The sequence below is a fragment of the Bartonella sp. AA23NXGY genome, assembly GCF_042197165.1.
Classification (GTDB): domain Bacteria; phylum Pseudomonadota; class Alphaproteobacteria; order Rhizobiales; family Rhizobiaceae; genus Bartonella.
The window spans coordinates 34,846-51,815 of the sequence record NZ_JBHIRO010000011.1; the positions used below are offsets into that span (position 1 = coordinate 34,846).

General features: G+C 37.8%; 9 protein-coding genes. 4 read left to right on the top strand and 5 right to left on the bottom strand.

Going from position 1 to position 16,970, the window contains the following annotated elements; all coding sequences use genetic code 11:
- Positions 1-14: 14 nt before the first annotated feature.
- Complete coding sequence (locus ACFINY_RS07030) at positions 15-4,724, top strand: NAD-glutamate dehydrogenase (RefSeq protein ID WP_375700943.1); 4,710 nt, start codon at positions 15-17, stop codon at positions 4,722-4,724.
- An 883-nt stretch (positions 4,725-5,607) separates the two neighbouring features.
- Here the strand turns inward: ACFINY_RS07030 and ACFINY_RS07035 are convergent.
- The 4 genes from ACFINY_RS07035 to ACFINY_RS07050 form a co-directional block, all read right to left on the bottom strand.
- Complete coding sequence (locus tag ACFINY_RS07035) at positions 5,608-6,663, bottom strand: DUF2125 domain-containing protein (RefSeq protein ID WP_375612250.1); 1,056 nt, start codon at positions 6,661-6,663, stop codon at positions 5,608-5,610.
- Positions 6,664-7,391: 728 nt separating this feature from the next.
- Positions 7,392-8,138, bottom strand: coding sequence for a glutamine amidotransferase (locus ACFINY_RS07040; protein ID WP_375606037.1), 747 nt, complete (start codon positions 8,136-8,138; stop codon positions 7,392-7,394).
- A 147-nt stretch (positions 8,139-8,285) separates the two neighbouring features.
- A complete protein-coding gene (locus ACFINY_RS07045) occupies positions 8,286-9,845 on the bottom strand; it encodes a heme biosynthesis protein HemY (protein ID WP_375612224.1) in 1,560 nt (519 codons plus the stop codon).
- An 11-nt stretch (positions 9,846-9,856) separates the two neighbouring features.
- Positions 9,857-11,041, bottom strand: coding sequence for a hypothetical protein (locus tag ACFINY_RS07050; protein WP_375612223.1), 1,185 nt, complete (start codon positions 11,039-11,041; stop codon positions 9,857-9,859).
- A gap of 307 nt (positions 11,042-11,348) precedes the next feature.
- Between ACFINY_RS07050 and tsaD the strand changes: the two genes are divergently transcribed.
- The 3 genes from tsaD to ACFINY_RS07065 all read left to right on the top strand — a co-directional run bounded on the left by tsaD (position 11,349) and on the right by ACFINY_RS07065 (position 15,142).
- A complete protein-coding gene (tsaD, locus tag ACFINY_RS07055) occupies positions 11,349-12,443 on the top strand; it encodes a tRNA (adenosine(37)-N6)-threonylcarbamoyltransferase complex transferase subunit TsaD (protein WP_375612222.1) in 1,095 nt (364 codons plus the stop codon).
- 694 nt (positions 12,444-13,137) lie between these two features.
- A complete protein-coding gene (locus tag ACFINY_RS07060; RefSeq protein ID WP_375620936.1) occupies positions 13,138-13,572 on the top strand; it encodes an EVE domain-containing protein in 435 nt (144 codons plus the stop codon).
- Positions 13,573-14,461: 889 nt separating this feature from the next.
- The gene (locus ACFINY_RS07065; protein ID WP_375700944.1) at positions 14,462-15,142 is read left to right on the top strand and encodes a response regulator transcription factor; all 681 of its coding nucleotides are present in this window, start codon (positions 14,462-14,464) and stop codon (positions 15,140-15,142) included.
- An 898-nt stretch (positions 15,143-16,040) separates the two neighbouring features.
- Here ACFINY_RS07065 and ACFINY_RS07070 read toward each other — a convergent pair.
- Positions 16,041-16,811 carry a class I SAM-dependent methyltransferase gene (locus ACFINY_RS07070; RefSeq protein WP_375700945.1) on the bottom strand — a complete coding sequence of 257 codons (771 nt, stop codon included), beginning with the start codon at positions 16,809-16,811 and terminating at the stop codon, positions 16,041-16,043.
- Positions 16,812-16,970 lie beyond the last annotated feature (159 nt).

Genomic DNA, 16,970 nt, shown 5'->3' on the forward strand with positions numbered 1-16,970 from the left:
AAGGGAGAGTGAATGTGTTGCAACAAAAAAAAACAGAGACAAAAAACACCCAAGATAAAATAGAACAAATCCTTTTTGCCCAAACCGATAAAGAAGATATTGCTTATTACGAAAATGAAGAACTTCAAAAAGCCACAGCCATCGCGGTAAAAGCTTTTAATCTCCATCAGACGGGAAAAAATACCATCTGCTTTGAGCAAAATTTAACCCGCAGTAACAGACCTATAACCGTTATCACGCTTGTCAATGATAACAAACCCTTCCTTCTGGATTCTATTTTAAATGTTTTTAATCAACACAAAAACCATATCTATTTGATTGCACACCCCATTATTGATTGTGCTTCTGGAAAACGCATCAGTCTGATGCAAATTCACATCGAGTCATTAAACAAACAGCAAATACAAAAACTTGAAAATGAACTCACCTTAGTTCTTGAACAGGTTAATGCTGCTGTACAAGACTGGAAACCTATGCTTGAAGAAGTTGAAAAGCAGATTCATGCCTACCAAATAAGTCTTCCCCCACACTACAAACAAGAAGGCGAAAAAGCTATTGAATTTCTTCACTGGCTAATGGACGATAATTTCATTTTCCTTGGTATGCGCACTTACAACTTCATCAAAGACCAAAAACCCCTAAAATCCTTTACAGCCAGTAATATTGAACTTGGTATACTCACGGATGCTTCTATTCATATTGTTGACGATAAAAGCATGAAAGAACCTCCTCAAGAAGTTTTATCCTTCATGGAAAGCGATAATCTGTTTATCGTGACAAAAGCGAACAGCCGCTCCAAAATTCACCGTTCTGTTTGGCTCGATTATATTGGTCTTAAAATCTTTGATAAAGAAAACCAACTCTGTGGAGAATTACGCATTGTAGGGCTTTTTACCTCCTCAGCTTATACACGTTCTATTTTGCAAATTCCTTTCTTAAAAGAAAAAGCCCGAACTATTATTCAACGTCTTGGACACAATCACGCCGATTATTCAGGAAAAGCACTCATCAGTGCTTTAGAAACCTATCCAAGAGATGAAATGTTTCGCTCTGATGTTGATACATTGACAGAAAACACTAAGCTTATTCTACAATTAGATGAGCGCCCACGTTTACGGGTTCTTGCCCACACTGATTCTTTTGGACGCTTTGTTTCTATCCTTGTCTACGTACCGCGTGACCAATATAGCAGCAGCCTGCGTGAAAAAGTTGGCGAACATTTTGTAGAGCTTTATAAAGGTGACTTTTTTGAATCTTATCCGCTATTTTTGGAAAGCCCCCTTATACGTGTCTATTATATCATCCATCGCAAAGGAAACGAAACTGTTCCCCTTCATGAGCGCTCCACACTTGAACAACATGTACGTTCGATTGCACGAAGTTGGGAAGACAGGGTTCAAGCCATCGCTCTTAACAAGAAAATAACAGAGCAACAAACACGTCTAGCCAGTGAATTCCCCAACAGCTATCGTGATTTATTTTCAGCTGAAGACGCTATTAACGATGCCGGACATATTCTAAGTCTTCATGATGAAAAGCCCCTTTTCGTGATCTTTTATCACGCACAAAACAAAGAAAAACAGTGCATTTCTCTTCGGCTTTTTCACCGCCATGAAGCACTTGCCCTTTCCAAACGTGTACCACTCCTTGAAAATATGGGGTTTCGCGTTATTGCTGAACAAACCCTTGAATTACCAGATGGCAATGGGCGCTCTGTGTATCTTCATGATATGCAGCTAGAAAGTACTTTCCAACGCTGTATCGATTTTGAAAAAGACGGTCAAAAACACGCCGAAACCTTTGAAGCCATTTGGGCACAAAATGCTGATAATGACGGCTTTAATGCTCTCACCCAAACAGCTGAGCTTGATTGGCATGAAATTGTTATTTTGCGCCATTATGGGCGCTATCTCCAACAAGCTGGAATTCCTTATTCGCAAGATCGCGTTGCCCAAACTTTAAATGCTTATCCTGACATTACCCAAGATCTTTATGCTTTATTTCATTTAAAATTTCATCAAAGCCATACAGAAAAAGAACGAAAAAAAAACCAACAAGTTATTCAAAAGCGCATTGAAGAAAAATTACGGAAAGTCTCTGGTTTAGACGATGATCTCATTTTACGCCGTTATTGTAACCTTATCGAGGCGAGTTTACGAACGAATGCCTTTACGACTCTTCCTGATGGAAGTCCACGGCGTATTTTAGCCACCAAATTAAATCCACGCCAGATTGAAGGTTTGCCTGAACCGCGCCCTTACCGAGAAATTTTTGTTTATGGACCAGAAGTTGAAGGGGTCCATTTGCGTTTTGGACCTATCGCTCGTGGCGGCATTCGTTGGTCTGACCGTGCATTAGATTACCGCACCGAAGTGCTTAGCTTAGTCAAAGCCCAACAAGTTAAAAATGCGGTTATCGTTCCTGCAGGTGCAAAAGGTGGATTCTATCCCCATCGGCTTCCCCAAACAAATGACCGTGCTGTCATCATAGAAGCAGCACGACAAGCTTATACAGACTTTATAACAGCTTTGCTCTCCATTACAGACAATCTGATTAACGGCAAAATAAGTTCTCCCCACAATGTCATCTGTCATGATGACCCTGATCCCTATTTTGTTGTTGCAGCGGACAAAGGAACAGCAACTTTTTCTGATACAGCCAACGCCATCAGCCAAGCAAACCACTTTTGGCTTGATGATGCTTTTGCCTCTGGAGGTTCAGCAGGTTACGACCACAAAGACATTGGTATTACAGCTAAAGGTGCATGGGAAGCCGTCAAAAGACATTTTAGAGAGTCATTTAATCACGATATTCAAACAACGCCCTTCACCTGTGTCGGTGTTGGCGATATGTCTGGTGATGTCTTTGGCAATGGAATGCTGCTTTCCAAACAAACAAAATTGATTGCCGCTTTTGATCACCGCGATATCTTTATTGATCCAGATCCGAACATAGACGAAAGCTATGCAGAGCGTACGCGTCTCTTCAGACTACCTCGCTCAAGCTGGCAGGATTACGATAAAACCAAATTATCAAAGGGCGGTGGTATCTTCTCACGAAAAGAAAAAACCATTACCCTCTCACCTGAAGCAGCACAAGCCATTGGTTTCGAAAAACAAACAGGAACACCCTTTGAAATTATCTCTGCTCTTCTCAAAGCCCCTGTTGATCTTTTATGGTTCGGTGGCATTGGTACTTATATCCGTGCTGCAACAGAAAATGATGCCCAAGTAGGTGATCGCGCAAATGATGCAATACGCATTACCGGAGAACAAGTGCGTGCAAAAATTATTGGTGAAGGAGCTAATCTTGGTGTTACACAACGTGGACGGATTGAATATGTCTTAAATGGTGGTCGATGCAATACGGATGCCATTGACAATTCTGCTGGTGTGAATTGTTCTGATATTGAGGTCAATCTCAAAATTGTTCTTGCATCAGCACTACGTGCCAAAACGTTAACTCGCGAAGAACGCAATAAGCTCTTGAAAAAAATGACGCCTCAAGTCGAGCAACTCGTCTTGCGCAACAATTATCTACAACCTCTTGCGCTTTCTTTGGCGGAAAACCAGAGCACTGCTGATTTGCCCTATCAAATACGCTTTATGCACGACTTGGAACAAAAAAAGCTTCTAGATCGCAGAGTTGAAATACTCCCTGATGAGCAAATTTTACGACAAAGAACAACCCAAGGCAAAGGTCTTCTCCGTCCAGAACTCGCCGTTATTTTTGCCTATGCTAAATTGACCTTAAAAGAAGAAATTGCTAATAGCCCCATTGTTGATGATCACTATTTCAATACAGCCTTGCTGAACTATTTTCCAACCCAAATTCAAGAAAATTTTAAGAAGGAAGTTATTAACCATCAATTGCGTCGTAATATTATCGCAACGCTGATTGCCAACGATATTGTAAATCGTGGAGGCCCCACTTTTGTTAATAGACTACATGATGCAACAGAACAAAAGACTGAAAATATTATTCGCGTTTTCATTGCCATCCGCGATGGTTTCGAAATTCCTCAATTGTCTGAGCAAATTGATAAGCTTGATAATAAAATACCCGGTCTTGTCCAAAATAAATTCTACGCAACAATGACCCCAATGCTCTTTGAAACAACCAATTGGGGTTTGCACAACATAGATCTCTCACGTCCATTAGAAGAAATTGTAAAAACAATAAAACAAGCCCGTAGCGTTATTGAAAAAGAGCTTATGCATTCTCACGGCAACGATATTAAGCAAAAGATTGAAGAAAAAGCATTACACTACAGCGAAGAGGGAGCACCAAAAGCATTAGCGAAACAATTAGCTCTCTTGGAAGCTGCTTCAACAATCTGTGATATTTCTTTGATTGCAAAACAAAGCAACAGTGATCTTATTAAAACCGCAGAGATCTACTTTTCACTTGCGCAAATCATTCGTATAAACCGCATTAACGAAGCAAGTCGTATAATTCCTGTAGTAGATTATTATGATAGTATGGCTTTAAGCCAAGCCAAAGAAAATGTTTCTGAAAGCTTTCGGCAAATCGTTATGAAAATCCTCAAAAATTATGGAAAGAAAAAAGATCCTTTTGACACTTGGAAAAAAACAGAAGAAGATCATATTCACAACATTACAAACCGCATTAGCGCCCTTATTGAAAATGATCTCAATATTTCTCGTTTTACTTTTGCAGCAGGATTGATTTCTCAACTTCAAAATATTGGCTTTCAAACCTAAAGAAAATACAAAACGACCCTCTCAATCTCCCGTTCTATCCCACCACCACAACAAACCAACTAAGACAGAGCAGAAGTTTGCATTTTAGACATAACACCAAAAATAAAAATCTCGCTATTTATCACAATAGAATTGTTTGCAACAATTTCAAAAAAACAACAGGATTGATTTCTCACCCTAAAAACATAAACTTTCAGACTTAAAAGCAGTAAAGAAAGGACTAAAAATGCCCCTCATAAACCGCCTCAAGTGCCAAAAGCTGCAGTAAGATTGAGAATTAGCAAATATAAGCAAATATAATATGATGATGTTTTCCCCTAGCTTGTTACTCCGTAACCGAAAAGATGATGGTGCTTAATGGCTTTATCCTTATACCATTCACAGGCGACATCGTGAAATAGGAAGCACTGAGAAATATTTTTTTAACAAATGCGTAAAATCGAATAAAAAATGACAGTAAAGATGGATGTTGATTTTCCCCTTTACAACTTCATATCTTCCTACAACTAGGCTATTTACTTGTTTTAAGAGGTTACACCCAAACAGATATATGCAATATGCTCATTCCATATATAAAGACAAAGGTTCCTAAAAAGAACCACACCACCTGTATAAAAAGGCAATTCAGCATACTTTAAAATACCACTTTTCCATACAAACACTGTTACTATATGTAGTTTGACATAAGATTTTGTACTAAGTGAAAAGAGGTTGGACGAGTTAGGAGTAGGTGGTAATTTTTTATTTTTATAGCTATTTTTTTACCATTAAATACGCATTTTGTTAAAATAAATTTTTAACACTCTAAAATTGCAAAAAAGTGTGAAAATCAGAAAAAGTCGAAATTTGGTAGTAAAGATGAAAAAAGGCTTCGGTACAATACCTAAAGTGGAGCAAGACGACCAAGTTTTAAAAAGCCTAATTTTACCCACCCATTGTTAATGAGCAAGGAAAGAACGGGAGCGCCATCCGCATTTTTAGGCAAAGCACCCAAAATAAAAAATAACGCTTGAAGATTATTGGCTTGCGCGGGAAATAAGCGCTGCAGAGTGTCAAGAAGCTTCATAGACTGAATAAGGACAAGTTCAAATTTTGCTGTCAAATATCCTTCATCATCAAAAGAAAAAGGTCCACTAATACGCACTGCACCACCTGTATGAAAAGTCAATTCACCTTGCTTTAAAAGTCCACTTTTTCCATACAGTCGTTGTTGCCAATTTTTTTCTTCATCTTCAGACAGAAAAGACATGTCATTTAAAATCCATTTCAAATTGCCATCAATTTTAGGAATATCAACAAAAGAAGATTTTAAAAAGGGAGAAGCATCAAAACCGTCAAAAGTTATATGTCCCGATAAATTATTCTTTTCATGTTTTAGATCAAAACGCAAAAATTCTGCCGTTATTTTTTGAAGCATATCTTGTGGCTCTAACGGCTGAATAATCACGTCATGCGTATTTTGCAAAGATGCCGGATCTTCAATATTTTCTTGTGTCGTTTTTTTATCTGTCGTTGGTGCTCTTAATGCTTCTTGAAGCTTTTGATCTTCAGGGGAAGAGGAAAAAGATGAAATCTCAAGCCCTTCAGCTATAAACTTCAATGTTTTACCCGTTTTCCAATAAGGCTCTGTTTCAATCACCAAATTGCGCCAATGCGATACTATGGGAGTTTTTCCGGAAAAAACAATTAATGCAGGAGAATGAACATTAAACTCGACCAAATGAGGTGCGTAAATTGGTGCACCAGCTGTCAAACGCCCCGTCGATAAAGAAACCCCATGTAAAGGCCAAGAAAATTGAAACTTGTCACAAACAACACCGACACGTAAAGGATAACCATCCCTGTGCACATTCTCACATACCGCCGCCATATTATGGGAAGATACTTTTGTGAATATATTAGAAACATAGTCTTCTATTTTACGCGAAAAAAAAACCAGAGTGCGCTATAAATAAATATCAGAGCAAGACAAAAGAGCCCACAAATTAAATAACTCAAAGAAAAACTTTTTTGTGATGATGGTATTTGAAAGGATTTAGACAATATTCAAACTTTCTTTATCTCTTAACTTCCTCCCCACCCTAAAAAGGATAAAGATTCCCAACCACGTTCAGTTTATACACAATCCAACTTCTTAATCCACCGGATTTTATCTACTGATCACTTCAAGAAGTCCCTATACATCGTTCTAAAGTACAGTATCTCATAAGCTCAATAAACAAGATTTTCTTAAAAAAACCCATTACACCCTTTAACAAAAAACACCTCATGTGTAAAGTTTTACATAGATTTTCTACCTCTAGCTTAAACCATACTGTTTTACAGCACAACAAAAATGATAATGAATAGTGTTTCTTAACGATAAAGCCATTGAGCCCCCCATCTTTACGCTTATGGAGACCCCAAAGCCAGCACCATCATTATATTTGGCTAGCCCCCAAATGTTGCGACAGCCCTTGGCACTTAAGACAGTTCATAAGAAGCATTTTTAGTCTTTTCTTATACAGTTTTTGCCCACACGCCAGCCCTACTTGTGACATGCAAACAAGAGGTTTTTATTGAGTCAACATACACAGGTTTGGAATGAAAAAACCTTACTATATTCGGGGTTCTCATTCAATATACAAAACCGTGAATTACCTATATAAATCAATTCGTTGTCAACAATCACACAAGTACGGGCGGTGTACAAAAAATCTGGTGTAATGCGCTTTCAAACCATTGGCTCAAAGCTCGATCATAGATTAAACGACCTTTCAAATGTGCACAAGCAGGTTGAGCACCTTTTTCAGTCAATTTATGTGCCGAACGCACGACCAAACGCCGCATCATAGCGCGTGTAAATTCAGCATGAAACTGCAAACCCCATGCATTGTTTCCATAACGAAAAGCTTGTGTAGGATATGTATTCCCTGTTGCCAAAAGCATTGCCTCTTTCGGTAAATCATAAATACCTTCATCATGGAAATGGTAGACCATCTCTGGCCAATTCATCAATTCCTTCCCTTGTGGGGTTGCTTCTAGTGGATACCAGCCGACTTCAACAGTCCCATCACTTCTTGTACCAACGCGCCCCCCTAGATTTCGCGCTAACATTTGTGCTCCAAGACAAATACCCAAAAAAGGCTTATTTTCCTTTAGTGATAACGAAATCCAATCAATTTCCTCACCAATATAGGCTTCGCTGTCATTCACACTCATCGGTCCCCCTAAAATAACAACGCCGGCATAATGCTCTAATGTATCAGGGAGTTTTTGTCCAAAAATAGGACGATAAATATCAAGAACAAAACCATTTTGTTGTAAAAATTTTCCCAACCGACCAGTATAGGTAGAGCGCCGATGAATAACGACAGCAATCCTTGGTTTGTTATTTTTTTGTTTTTTATCAAGACATCTCTGATTTAAAAACATTTTTTAACCAATCACCTCTGCTACCAAGCAAAACTTTATTTTTAAAGCATAAGAGAATAATTTTATTGGACAAGACTAACGATATTTTTTCTTCTAGGTCAATTGTTTCTTCTGAGAAAACATTCGTATTATCAACATTGGTGCAATTTAAAATAAACGAAATTTTTTCCTCGATAAAGATGTTTCTTCTTCTATTTTAACCCCTGGATCATCAACATTTAAGTGAGTTTGACTGAACATTTTTACATCTTTTTCTTTTATATCTTGTTTCTCCACCTGCACATTATGCAAAAGAGAATCATCTACAGGTGTTAATTTTTCAAGCTTCTTATCTCCAACATCATCACTTTTTCCCATAACATACTCTTTGTCTTGCCTTTTCGACACAATATTGTCCGCCTCTAATGTGAGAGAAGGCATACAAGGAGGCGCCTTCCATTCAAAACAGCCCAAACGTCCACTGATTGGAGAAACCACTGACCAAGAAGAAAAAATGGCCCCATCACACATCCACACTGGATCACGTTCAGCACGAAGTGCTAAAGAAAGCCATTGACGCACAGCACCTTGATTGTTTCCCTGTGCCTCTTCAATATCTGCCAACAATAAATAAACACTTTCCCGTGGATGACATTGTAATGCTTTTTGTGCCTTCTCTCTTGCTAATGCTGTTTCACCAGCATCCAAAGCTGCTTTAGCAATAAGGAAAGCCGACTCAAATGCATCTTTATTATAAGAAGCAAGTGTCTTAGCCCTTTTCAATCGCCCAATGGCTCCTTCTTCTCTTTCAAGATAAAGCGCTCCCAAGTCAGGATGAGGCTCCTTTTGCCAAGCCGCTATAATCATTTTATCCGCTTTACGCGTTTCGTTTAATTTATAAAGAATATCAGCAGCAATAACTATTATTGGAACAAAATCAGGCGCCAATTTATGTGCTTTCAAAATAGCTTCACGTGCTTGTACAGGATGTGTATCAAACAAAGAAAGTGCCTGCCCACTTAGTAGTAAAACCTGTATATGCTGCCGCTCTGGAATCGCGCGAATAGAACGCGGGAGAGCTTTTTGCGTTCTTTCAAAAATAGTAAGTGCCTTATCCCATTTACCCTCAGTACTTAACCGATCAAGCACCGCCTGATGCGCCCATAAAAGTGCTGGCGATAAAGTCAGTGCCTCTTCAGCATATTGTTGCGCTGCCTCATAAGCTTTACTCTTCATTGCTTCACGAAACAAACCATAAAGTCCAACCAGTTTTGTCGGATCTTCCTTTCTCATCTCTTCATAAAGACCGATGGCGCGAACAGAGTCATTTTGTAAAGACAAGGTTTGCGCTTGTAAGAGTTTTACCAATGGCTCTTGTTTCCCTGCAAGATATTTAGCAACACGTGCTTCCATTTTTTGCGCAACCATACTATCACCAGCAAAAGTTGCAAGAATCCCCTTTGAAAGAGCTTCGTAACCACGCTTTTGATGGCGTTTATAAAAATAATTGGAAAGAGCATTCGGTATGGAAAAAAAGAAAGACAATAACCACCATAAAAGCACCAGCGTTACAAAAAATAAAATAAGCACACTTAACACTGTAAGAAATGAAGCAGAAAATCTGAAATGCAAAAATGTGAGAACAAAAATACCATTGTGATTAGCAACCCACGTGAAAGCTAAACCGAGGATACAAACAACAAAAATATAAATAAAAACACGTATCATCTTGGGCCTATTTACATCTTTGTTGCTTTAAAAGATCCTTGTTGCACAGACAATAACAATTGCTGCAACAACTGTTGAATAGCAATATGTCTTTCAAGCTGCTTAACAAAATCCATTGAAACATCTTTTGCACTTTGGGGCAATGATTGCCATTCGCTCAAAGCCTTTTCGTAATCACCAGCTTGAATGGCAACTTCCATGCGTGCCGCAATAGCCCCCAGCGTTGTCCCTTCAACATTTCCAATCGGTCGCGAAACAATGAGCCCTTTTATCCACGCTAAAATTCGGTCAAAAAAACCAGCATCTGACGCAACAAGATTTTGCGTACCAACAATTGCATCAGCAACATGAGCAAAATCAACTGAAAGTTGTGCTGAACTTGGAAGACCCACAGTAGCTGTTTTTTGCAACACATCAAGTCCATTAATCGAAGGCGATAATTGTTGTAACAGCTTTAATTCATTATTATAAGATCCACCACGCTCTACAGCATTTTTTAATGAACTAATTGCAGTAAAGAGCGCGGTATCTATTTCTTTTTTCTCACTATTTTTAACAGCAGTTTCTTCCTGTAGTGCTTCTAACTGTTGTTTTAACGCAGCAAGATCATTTGCATTGCTCTGCCCAACAGACAAAGCCGTCTCTATCTCTTTCGACTTTCTAACAAAAGTTTGTACAGTTTCTTCAAGAGCTTTTACTTTTTCCTCTAAAATCGCAAAAGCTTTTTTGCTTTCTTCTTTCGATAGTTCATCATTTTTCGTTGTTTTAAACTGTTGTGATGAAAAAGAAGAAAACTCTGTTTTTAACGTATCAATTTCTTGAAAGACCCGCCTCAATTGTTCCTTTGTGTCTTCACCTTGACTTTTTGCGGCTTCAGCAATCTGCAAAGCTTTTTCTCCTCTAGCAGAATTTTCCACAAAAGGAGAAGGAAAAAAACCAGCCCATTGAAGCCCCATAAAAATTCCCAAAGCAATGAATCCCCCCAAAATCCCAGAAAGGGATAAGAAAAGCCAAGTTGTACTAGAGATACTTTTATCCTGACCTTGCATATTCTGTTCTTCTCGCGCTTGAGATTCTACAGAATTATGGATTTTTTCCTCTGAATCATGGGGAACAGCTTCATGTTCAATAACTGGTTTCTTACGGCGCGTACCAGCATAATGTGGTTTAACTTTTGGTTTTGAAGAATCGACCATCTCTGTCACTTTTCGTGCACACTTTTTTTAATGATAAAATAATAAAATGAAAAAAGTTTTAAAAACGCAGCTTTTCTCAATAATATTTACAAGTATCGCCTTTAATAGACAAGTTTTTAAAAAACATTTGCATTTTATACTCGAAAATACAGCTTTATTTTTTAATCAACGATATCATAAAATTCAAAGAAAATGCCAAAACACATATTTTTCATAGAAAAAACAATTCTAAGAGAAATACTTTGCATCTTTTTCTGTTCATGGTACGCACGCAGGAAAGAAGCTTCAATATAAGGTTTTGTTTAAAATGCGTCTGCTGGGAATAGAAACAAGTTGTGATGAAACGGCAGCGGCTGTCATTGAATATAACAACGAATCAAACAGCCAAATTCTTTCCAATGTTGTTTGGAGTCAAATTGATCACCATGCACCTTACGGCGGTGTTGTTCCTGAAATTGCTGCTCGTGCCCATGTTGAAGTTCTTGATCATTTAATTCTGCAAGCACTAACAGAAGCAAACACAAAATTAAAAGATATTGATGGCATTGCAGCCACCAGTGGGCCTGGTTTGATAGGAGGATTGTTGGTAGGCGTTATGAGCGCAAAAGCACTCTCTCTTGCCACTGGCAAACCATTTATTGCGGTAAATCACTTAGAGGGACATGCTTTAACAGCCGTGTTAACGCACAACGTCAGCTTTCCTTATTTATTACTTTTAGTTTCAGGAGGTCATACACAAACAATCATTGTTCATGGAGTAGGCAACTACCAACGTTTAGGAACCACTATTGATGATGCATTAGGAGAAGCCTTTGATAAAACAGCAAAACTTTTAGGTCTTCCTTATCCTGGTGGACCAGCACTTGAAAAAGCAGCTTTATTTGGTGATAAAAATCGCATCCCTCTTCCACGTCCTTTAAAAGGTGAAAAACGATTAGATTTTTCTTTTTCAGGACTCAAAACTGCTGTTCGACAAGCCGCAACAGCCATAGCTCCTCTTACAGAAAATGATATTGCTGACATTGCCGCAAGTTTTCAAGCCGCCGTAACCGATACAGTACGTGATCGCGTTCACCTCGCTCTACAACACTTTGTCCACCAATATCCTCTCTCTCATGATCAAGAAAAGCGTTCTCCTGCTTTGGTTGTCGCAGGCGGTGTTGCCGCAAACCAAGCCATTCGCTCTACATTACAAGAACTTGCCCATCAACATGGCTTTGAATTTATAGCCCCTCCTCTTTCCTTGTGTACCGATAATGCTGCAATGATTGCTTTTGCCGGTGCACAAAAGCTTGCACGAGGAGAAACAAGCCCTCTTGATATTGCCCCTCGCTCACGCTGGCCATTAGATGAAAAAGCCCCCCCCTTGATTGGGATGGGTCGCCGTGGAACAAAAGCATAATAAAATTGACGTCCTACACACATCTTAAAGAACGAAGATTTCTACTCAATCCGGTCTATAGATAGTCCGAATTCTCTATCGAGCAGATTCCACCTGCTTCCCACTCACACAATCCACTTAACCCAAAGATCGATACGTAAACCTAAATATTCACCACACATTCTTAAAAACTTCATGTTTCAAAAAACTGCCTTATATCATTACACTTCAAATGACGGTATTTTACAGCATAATAAGACGCACTCTATCCCACAAAGCATAGATATGAATGCCATTCGTTGACCTCATCATCTTTGACCATTTATTCGTTTCATTGTCATTGTAATTTTAAAGCTTTTTAGAACCAATTTTCTTGCTAAATTCTCTCCAACGCAATGCTCCAATGATCCTATAGTAACTACATTTCAAACAGCAGCTGAAAAGATGATTAAGCTTCCACATGGCTGAGCAATTTTAAGTCTATTACTTCGATACACTGATATATTTTTCTGCTACAAGATAAGCAAAATACCTTTATACAACATAAAATATCAATGGAGCGCATTTTTCTATATACAAGTTATTTTGAAATAAGAAAAAACAGATAATGCCCGTTCTTTACTCCATTTTAAAAATCACCCTTGATGATATTACAAAGATACTTATAAAAATTGGACATGACGAATGCATAACAATCTATGAAAAAGGTGAACACATGGCTTATTGGCTTTTTAAATCTGAACCCCATAAATGGTCATGGGAGATGCAAAAGAAAAAAGGAGCTGATGGCGAACAATGGGATGGTGTACGCAATTATCAAGCCCGTAACAATATGCGCGCTATGAAATATGGTGATAAAGGTTTTTTTTATCATTCAAATAAAGGTTTAGAAATTGTAGGAATTGTAGAAATATGTGCTGAAGCGCACCCTGATTCTACAAGCTCTGATCCACGCTGGGAATGTGTGGACATCCGTGCACTTTGTGACATGCCAACACCTGTTTCATTAAAACAAATTAAAGCTAATCCCAAACTAGCAAATATGGCGCTGGTCAAAGCCAGCCGCTTATCAGTGCAACCCGTGACAGAAGATGAATGGAAAGAAGTCTGTTTGATGGGCAACCTTAAGAGGGAAATGCTTTTATCTTAAAACAATAATTTTTATTCATTAACTCATATAAAAAGATGCTTCATAGCGCAGAAGAATAAGCACAACACCTCCTTCTGTTGAGGTATTCTCATGCTAAATGCATAAATATGATATTTTTTTGTCATTTTTTATCCTGCACTCTTTCTCAATACAGTCTCCTTCCAAATTACACAAAAAACCTCTTTATGATGCATCTTTTCGGCATTGCTAAAAGCAAGGCTTACTCAACAATTATAATAAGCAACACCATGAACATAACACACAGCCCCTTCGCACACAAATGCAACGAAAAAACAAAACTGAACGTGGATAAAAAACAATAAAAATGATCGTGAAATTCTCCTAAACAGTGCATATGTGCTAGGTGTTGCACAATTCTCTTCACACTTAAAAAACGCATCATATTGCGTGTTTATTGTTTTGCATGTTGGACGAGTGCGCCTCATACCGCAGGATTCTCTCATTCCCAACCTGTTTTATATTGAATCAATCAAAAGCTATTTGCTTGCACATTCTAAGCGGAGAAAGTCCCATATAGATAAAAACGTGAAAGAAAGGACTTAAAATTCCTCCTATGAATCGTCTCAAGTGCCAAGAACTGTCCGCAACACCCACAAGCTGGCAAAGTGAATGATAGTGCCAGCTTGTTTCTCCATAAGCGTAAAGATGATGACACTCAATAGCTAAAACACCTTCTAGAACATAAAAAACGCTTCCAACCAATACGTAAAATACCCTGCAGACGGAATACCTTCTTTTCAGCAAGCAACCATTAGAAATTATAAAAGTTTATTTTTTAGAAGCACTCTTTTTTAATTTTTCTTGCATGAAATCTCATTTTTCATGAAACTATATCAATCAGTGCATCAACATGCCTATAAGGAAAAACATGAACCACTATACTCTTTTAATCGTTGAAGACGATGATCTACGCCCCATTTTAGTAGAACAATTGCAAATGCATCAAGAGTTTAAAATTTTCCAAGCAAAAACAGCAGAAGCGGGAATGAGAATAATCCAAGAAGAAAATATTGATCTCACTATTTTGGGATTTCAACTTCCTGATCTTGATGGCTACAAAGCCGTTAAACAATTACGCACCCAAGGATTTCGTGCCCCCATTATCATGATAATAAATTATGATACAGACTGTGATAATATTTTAGATCTTGAAACAGGCGCCAATGATTATGTAACAAAACCCTTTCGCTTTGCGGTGTTATTGGCGAGAATTCGAGCACAGTTGCGCCAATATGAACAAAATGAAGACGCAACCTTTCATATTGGTCCCTATACTTTTAAACTAAGACAAAAACTTCTTCTTGATCAATGCAACAATAAAATCTGTCTCACAGAAAAAGAAGCAGCGATCCTTAAATGTCTCTATCATGCCAATGATAAAATTGTCAGCCGTGAAACATTGTTAGAACAAGTTTGGGGATATAATGAAAATATTGTCACCCATACTTTAGAAACCCATATCTATCGTTTGCGACAAAAAATCGAAAACGATCCCTCCAATGCGCAAATTCTCATAACAGATCAAAATGGTTACCGTTTAAATCTTTAATTCGAGATTTTCTGTTTCAAAAATAATTTTAATATTCTAAATGAAAACAGAAACGAGATGAAAAAACCTTCGCATATAATTCGAATGCTATTACATAGAACTTACTCTTATGACAAAATATATAACATTATGAATAAAAAACGAAATATTCCAACATGAGAACCAAAAACAAAAATGCTTTCAACCCTCACGATATACTTTGTAACTTCTGTTTCACATGCTTTTGTTCTTTCTAAAGTTTTTAATATGTTTCGCATATAAATAATCGTGATATCTTTTAGCAACATTCTTGATCATAACTATCATCTTTAGATGAGTGCTATTTATGATTATTTTTTTCAGAAAACCGCTCCACGCACTGCTTTATCTCACATTCACTAACCTAAATTGAGAGATGTTTTTTATCTTTATAGTTTTCCTCTATTCTTTATGACTTTATCTCCTCTTAAGAGGTTATATAATTCATGATATAACGCTAAATGTTTATCCTAACGATAAAGCCACTGGGCACCACCATCTTTACGCTTATAAAAGAACAAGCCAGCACCATCACACTTATGTTAGATCTTGATGTTGCAGAGGAGCCCTTGATACTTGAGATGGTTTATAAGAAGCATTGTAATCCTTCCTTGTACAGTTTTTAACCACCATAAACCATATTATGTAAGATCTCTTGGACTCTGCTATTTTTACGTTTACGAAGATACCAGCATTTTTTTCTTTTAAAATGTTTCCACTATTCATGAAATATGGTTTGGTATATAGATACTTGAGATTTTTATTCACATACCAATTCCACATATTAATGTACAAAAGAATATTTTTTAATTGTAAATGCAAAAAATTGAAATAAGAGAATGCCTCTATATTTGCGATTCTTATGACAATGACAAAATGATTAATTATTTTTATAAATTAAAATATTTCTTGTCTGTGGTGATAAAGCAGGAATAAAAATACGTCGCGACTGACGACGCTGTACGAGCAAACCCTGATAAACACGTTTTTGTGCCTGACACATTAAGAGTCCACCAAAATAAGGCAAAAGATAGCGAGCAAATGGCTCGTAAAAAAATGAGAGCAACCGCGAAAAATACCCCGTAGAGGGCATATAGTGTACAATTTCTTGTATTGGTCCAGAAACAAAATTTGTTTTTTCGAACAAACGAGTAATTTGTTGCCGACTATAGGGTTCGCCATAACCAAAGGGCGTAGTAATATTGCGCGCCCAAAAGCCAGAGCGATTAGGTACAATAACGATCAAGTGGCCATTGGGTGCTAAAACACGCCATATTTCATTCAACGTTTCAAATGAATTTTCTGTATATTCTAATGCATGTACCAATAAAATACAGTCAACTGACGCATCCGGAAGCGGCAAATCTTCTTCAAAAACAAGCGCTGTAGCAACTTGCTCAGAACAAGGCCAAGGCGAAACACCCTGAGAAGCTGGCATAAAAGCAAAACATTGTTGGGCACGTTCACGCAATGTAGAAAGATAAGGAAGTGCATAACCCAATCCCATAATCCGTTTATCCGTAAGATCAGGCCACCATAAATTCAATTGGTCACACAGCGTTTTTTGCACACGCAGTCCAAGTGCAGAAGCATAAAAATCTTTCAGCGTAACGATATCCAACTCAACATACCATGTAGAAACAAATTTCAAACATTACAGATTTTCATATACCAAACCTATATGGACTTCTGCTTTTTTTCCGCAATAGCGAACATTTCAATATTGCATATTTTAAACTTAAATGATTAAAAAATCAGTACAACAGGATGATTATTGCCTTACAAGCACTTTAATCATTTTTTTGGAGAT

What these genes read in the sequence shown, in the direction of transcription:
- ACFINY_RS07040 (WP_375606037.1), bottom strand. Translation starts at nt 8,138, where the DNA reads ATGTTTTTAAATCAGAGATGTCTTGATAAAAAACAAAAAAATAACAAA.
- ACFINY_RS07045 (WP_375612224.1), bottom strand. Translation starts at nt 9,845, where the DNA reads ATGATACGTGTTTTTATTTATATTTTTGTTGTTTGTATCCTCGGTTTA.
- ACFINY_RS07050 (WP_375612223.1), bottom strand. Translation starts at nt 11,041, where the DNA reads ATGGTCGATTCTTCAAAACCAAAAGTTAAACCACATTATGCTGGTACG.
- tsaD (WP_375612222.1), top strand. Translation starts at nt 11,349, where the DNA reads ATGCGTCTGCTGGGAATAGAAACAAGTTGTGATGAAACGGCAGCGGCT.
- ACFINY_RS07060 (WP_375620936.1), top strand. Translation starts at nt 13,138, where the DNA reads ATGGCTTATTGGCTTTTTAAATCTGAACCCCATAAATGGTCATGGGAG.
- ACFINY_RS07065 (WP_375700944.1), top strand. Translation starts at nt 14,462, where the DNA reads ATGAACCACTATACTCTTTTAATCGTTGAAGACGATGATCTACGCCCC.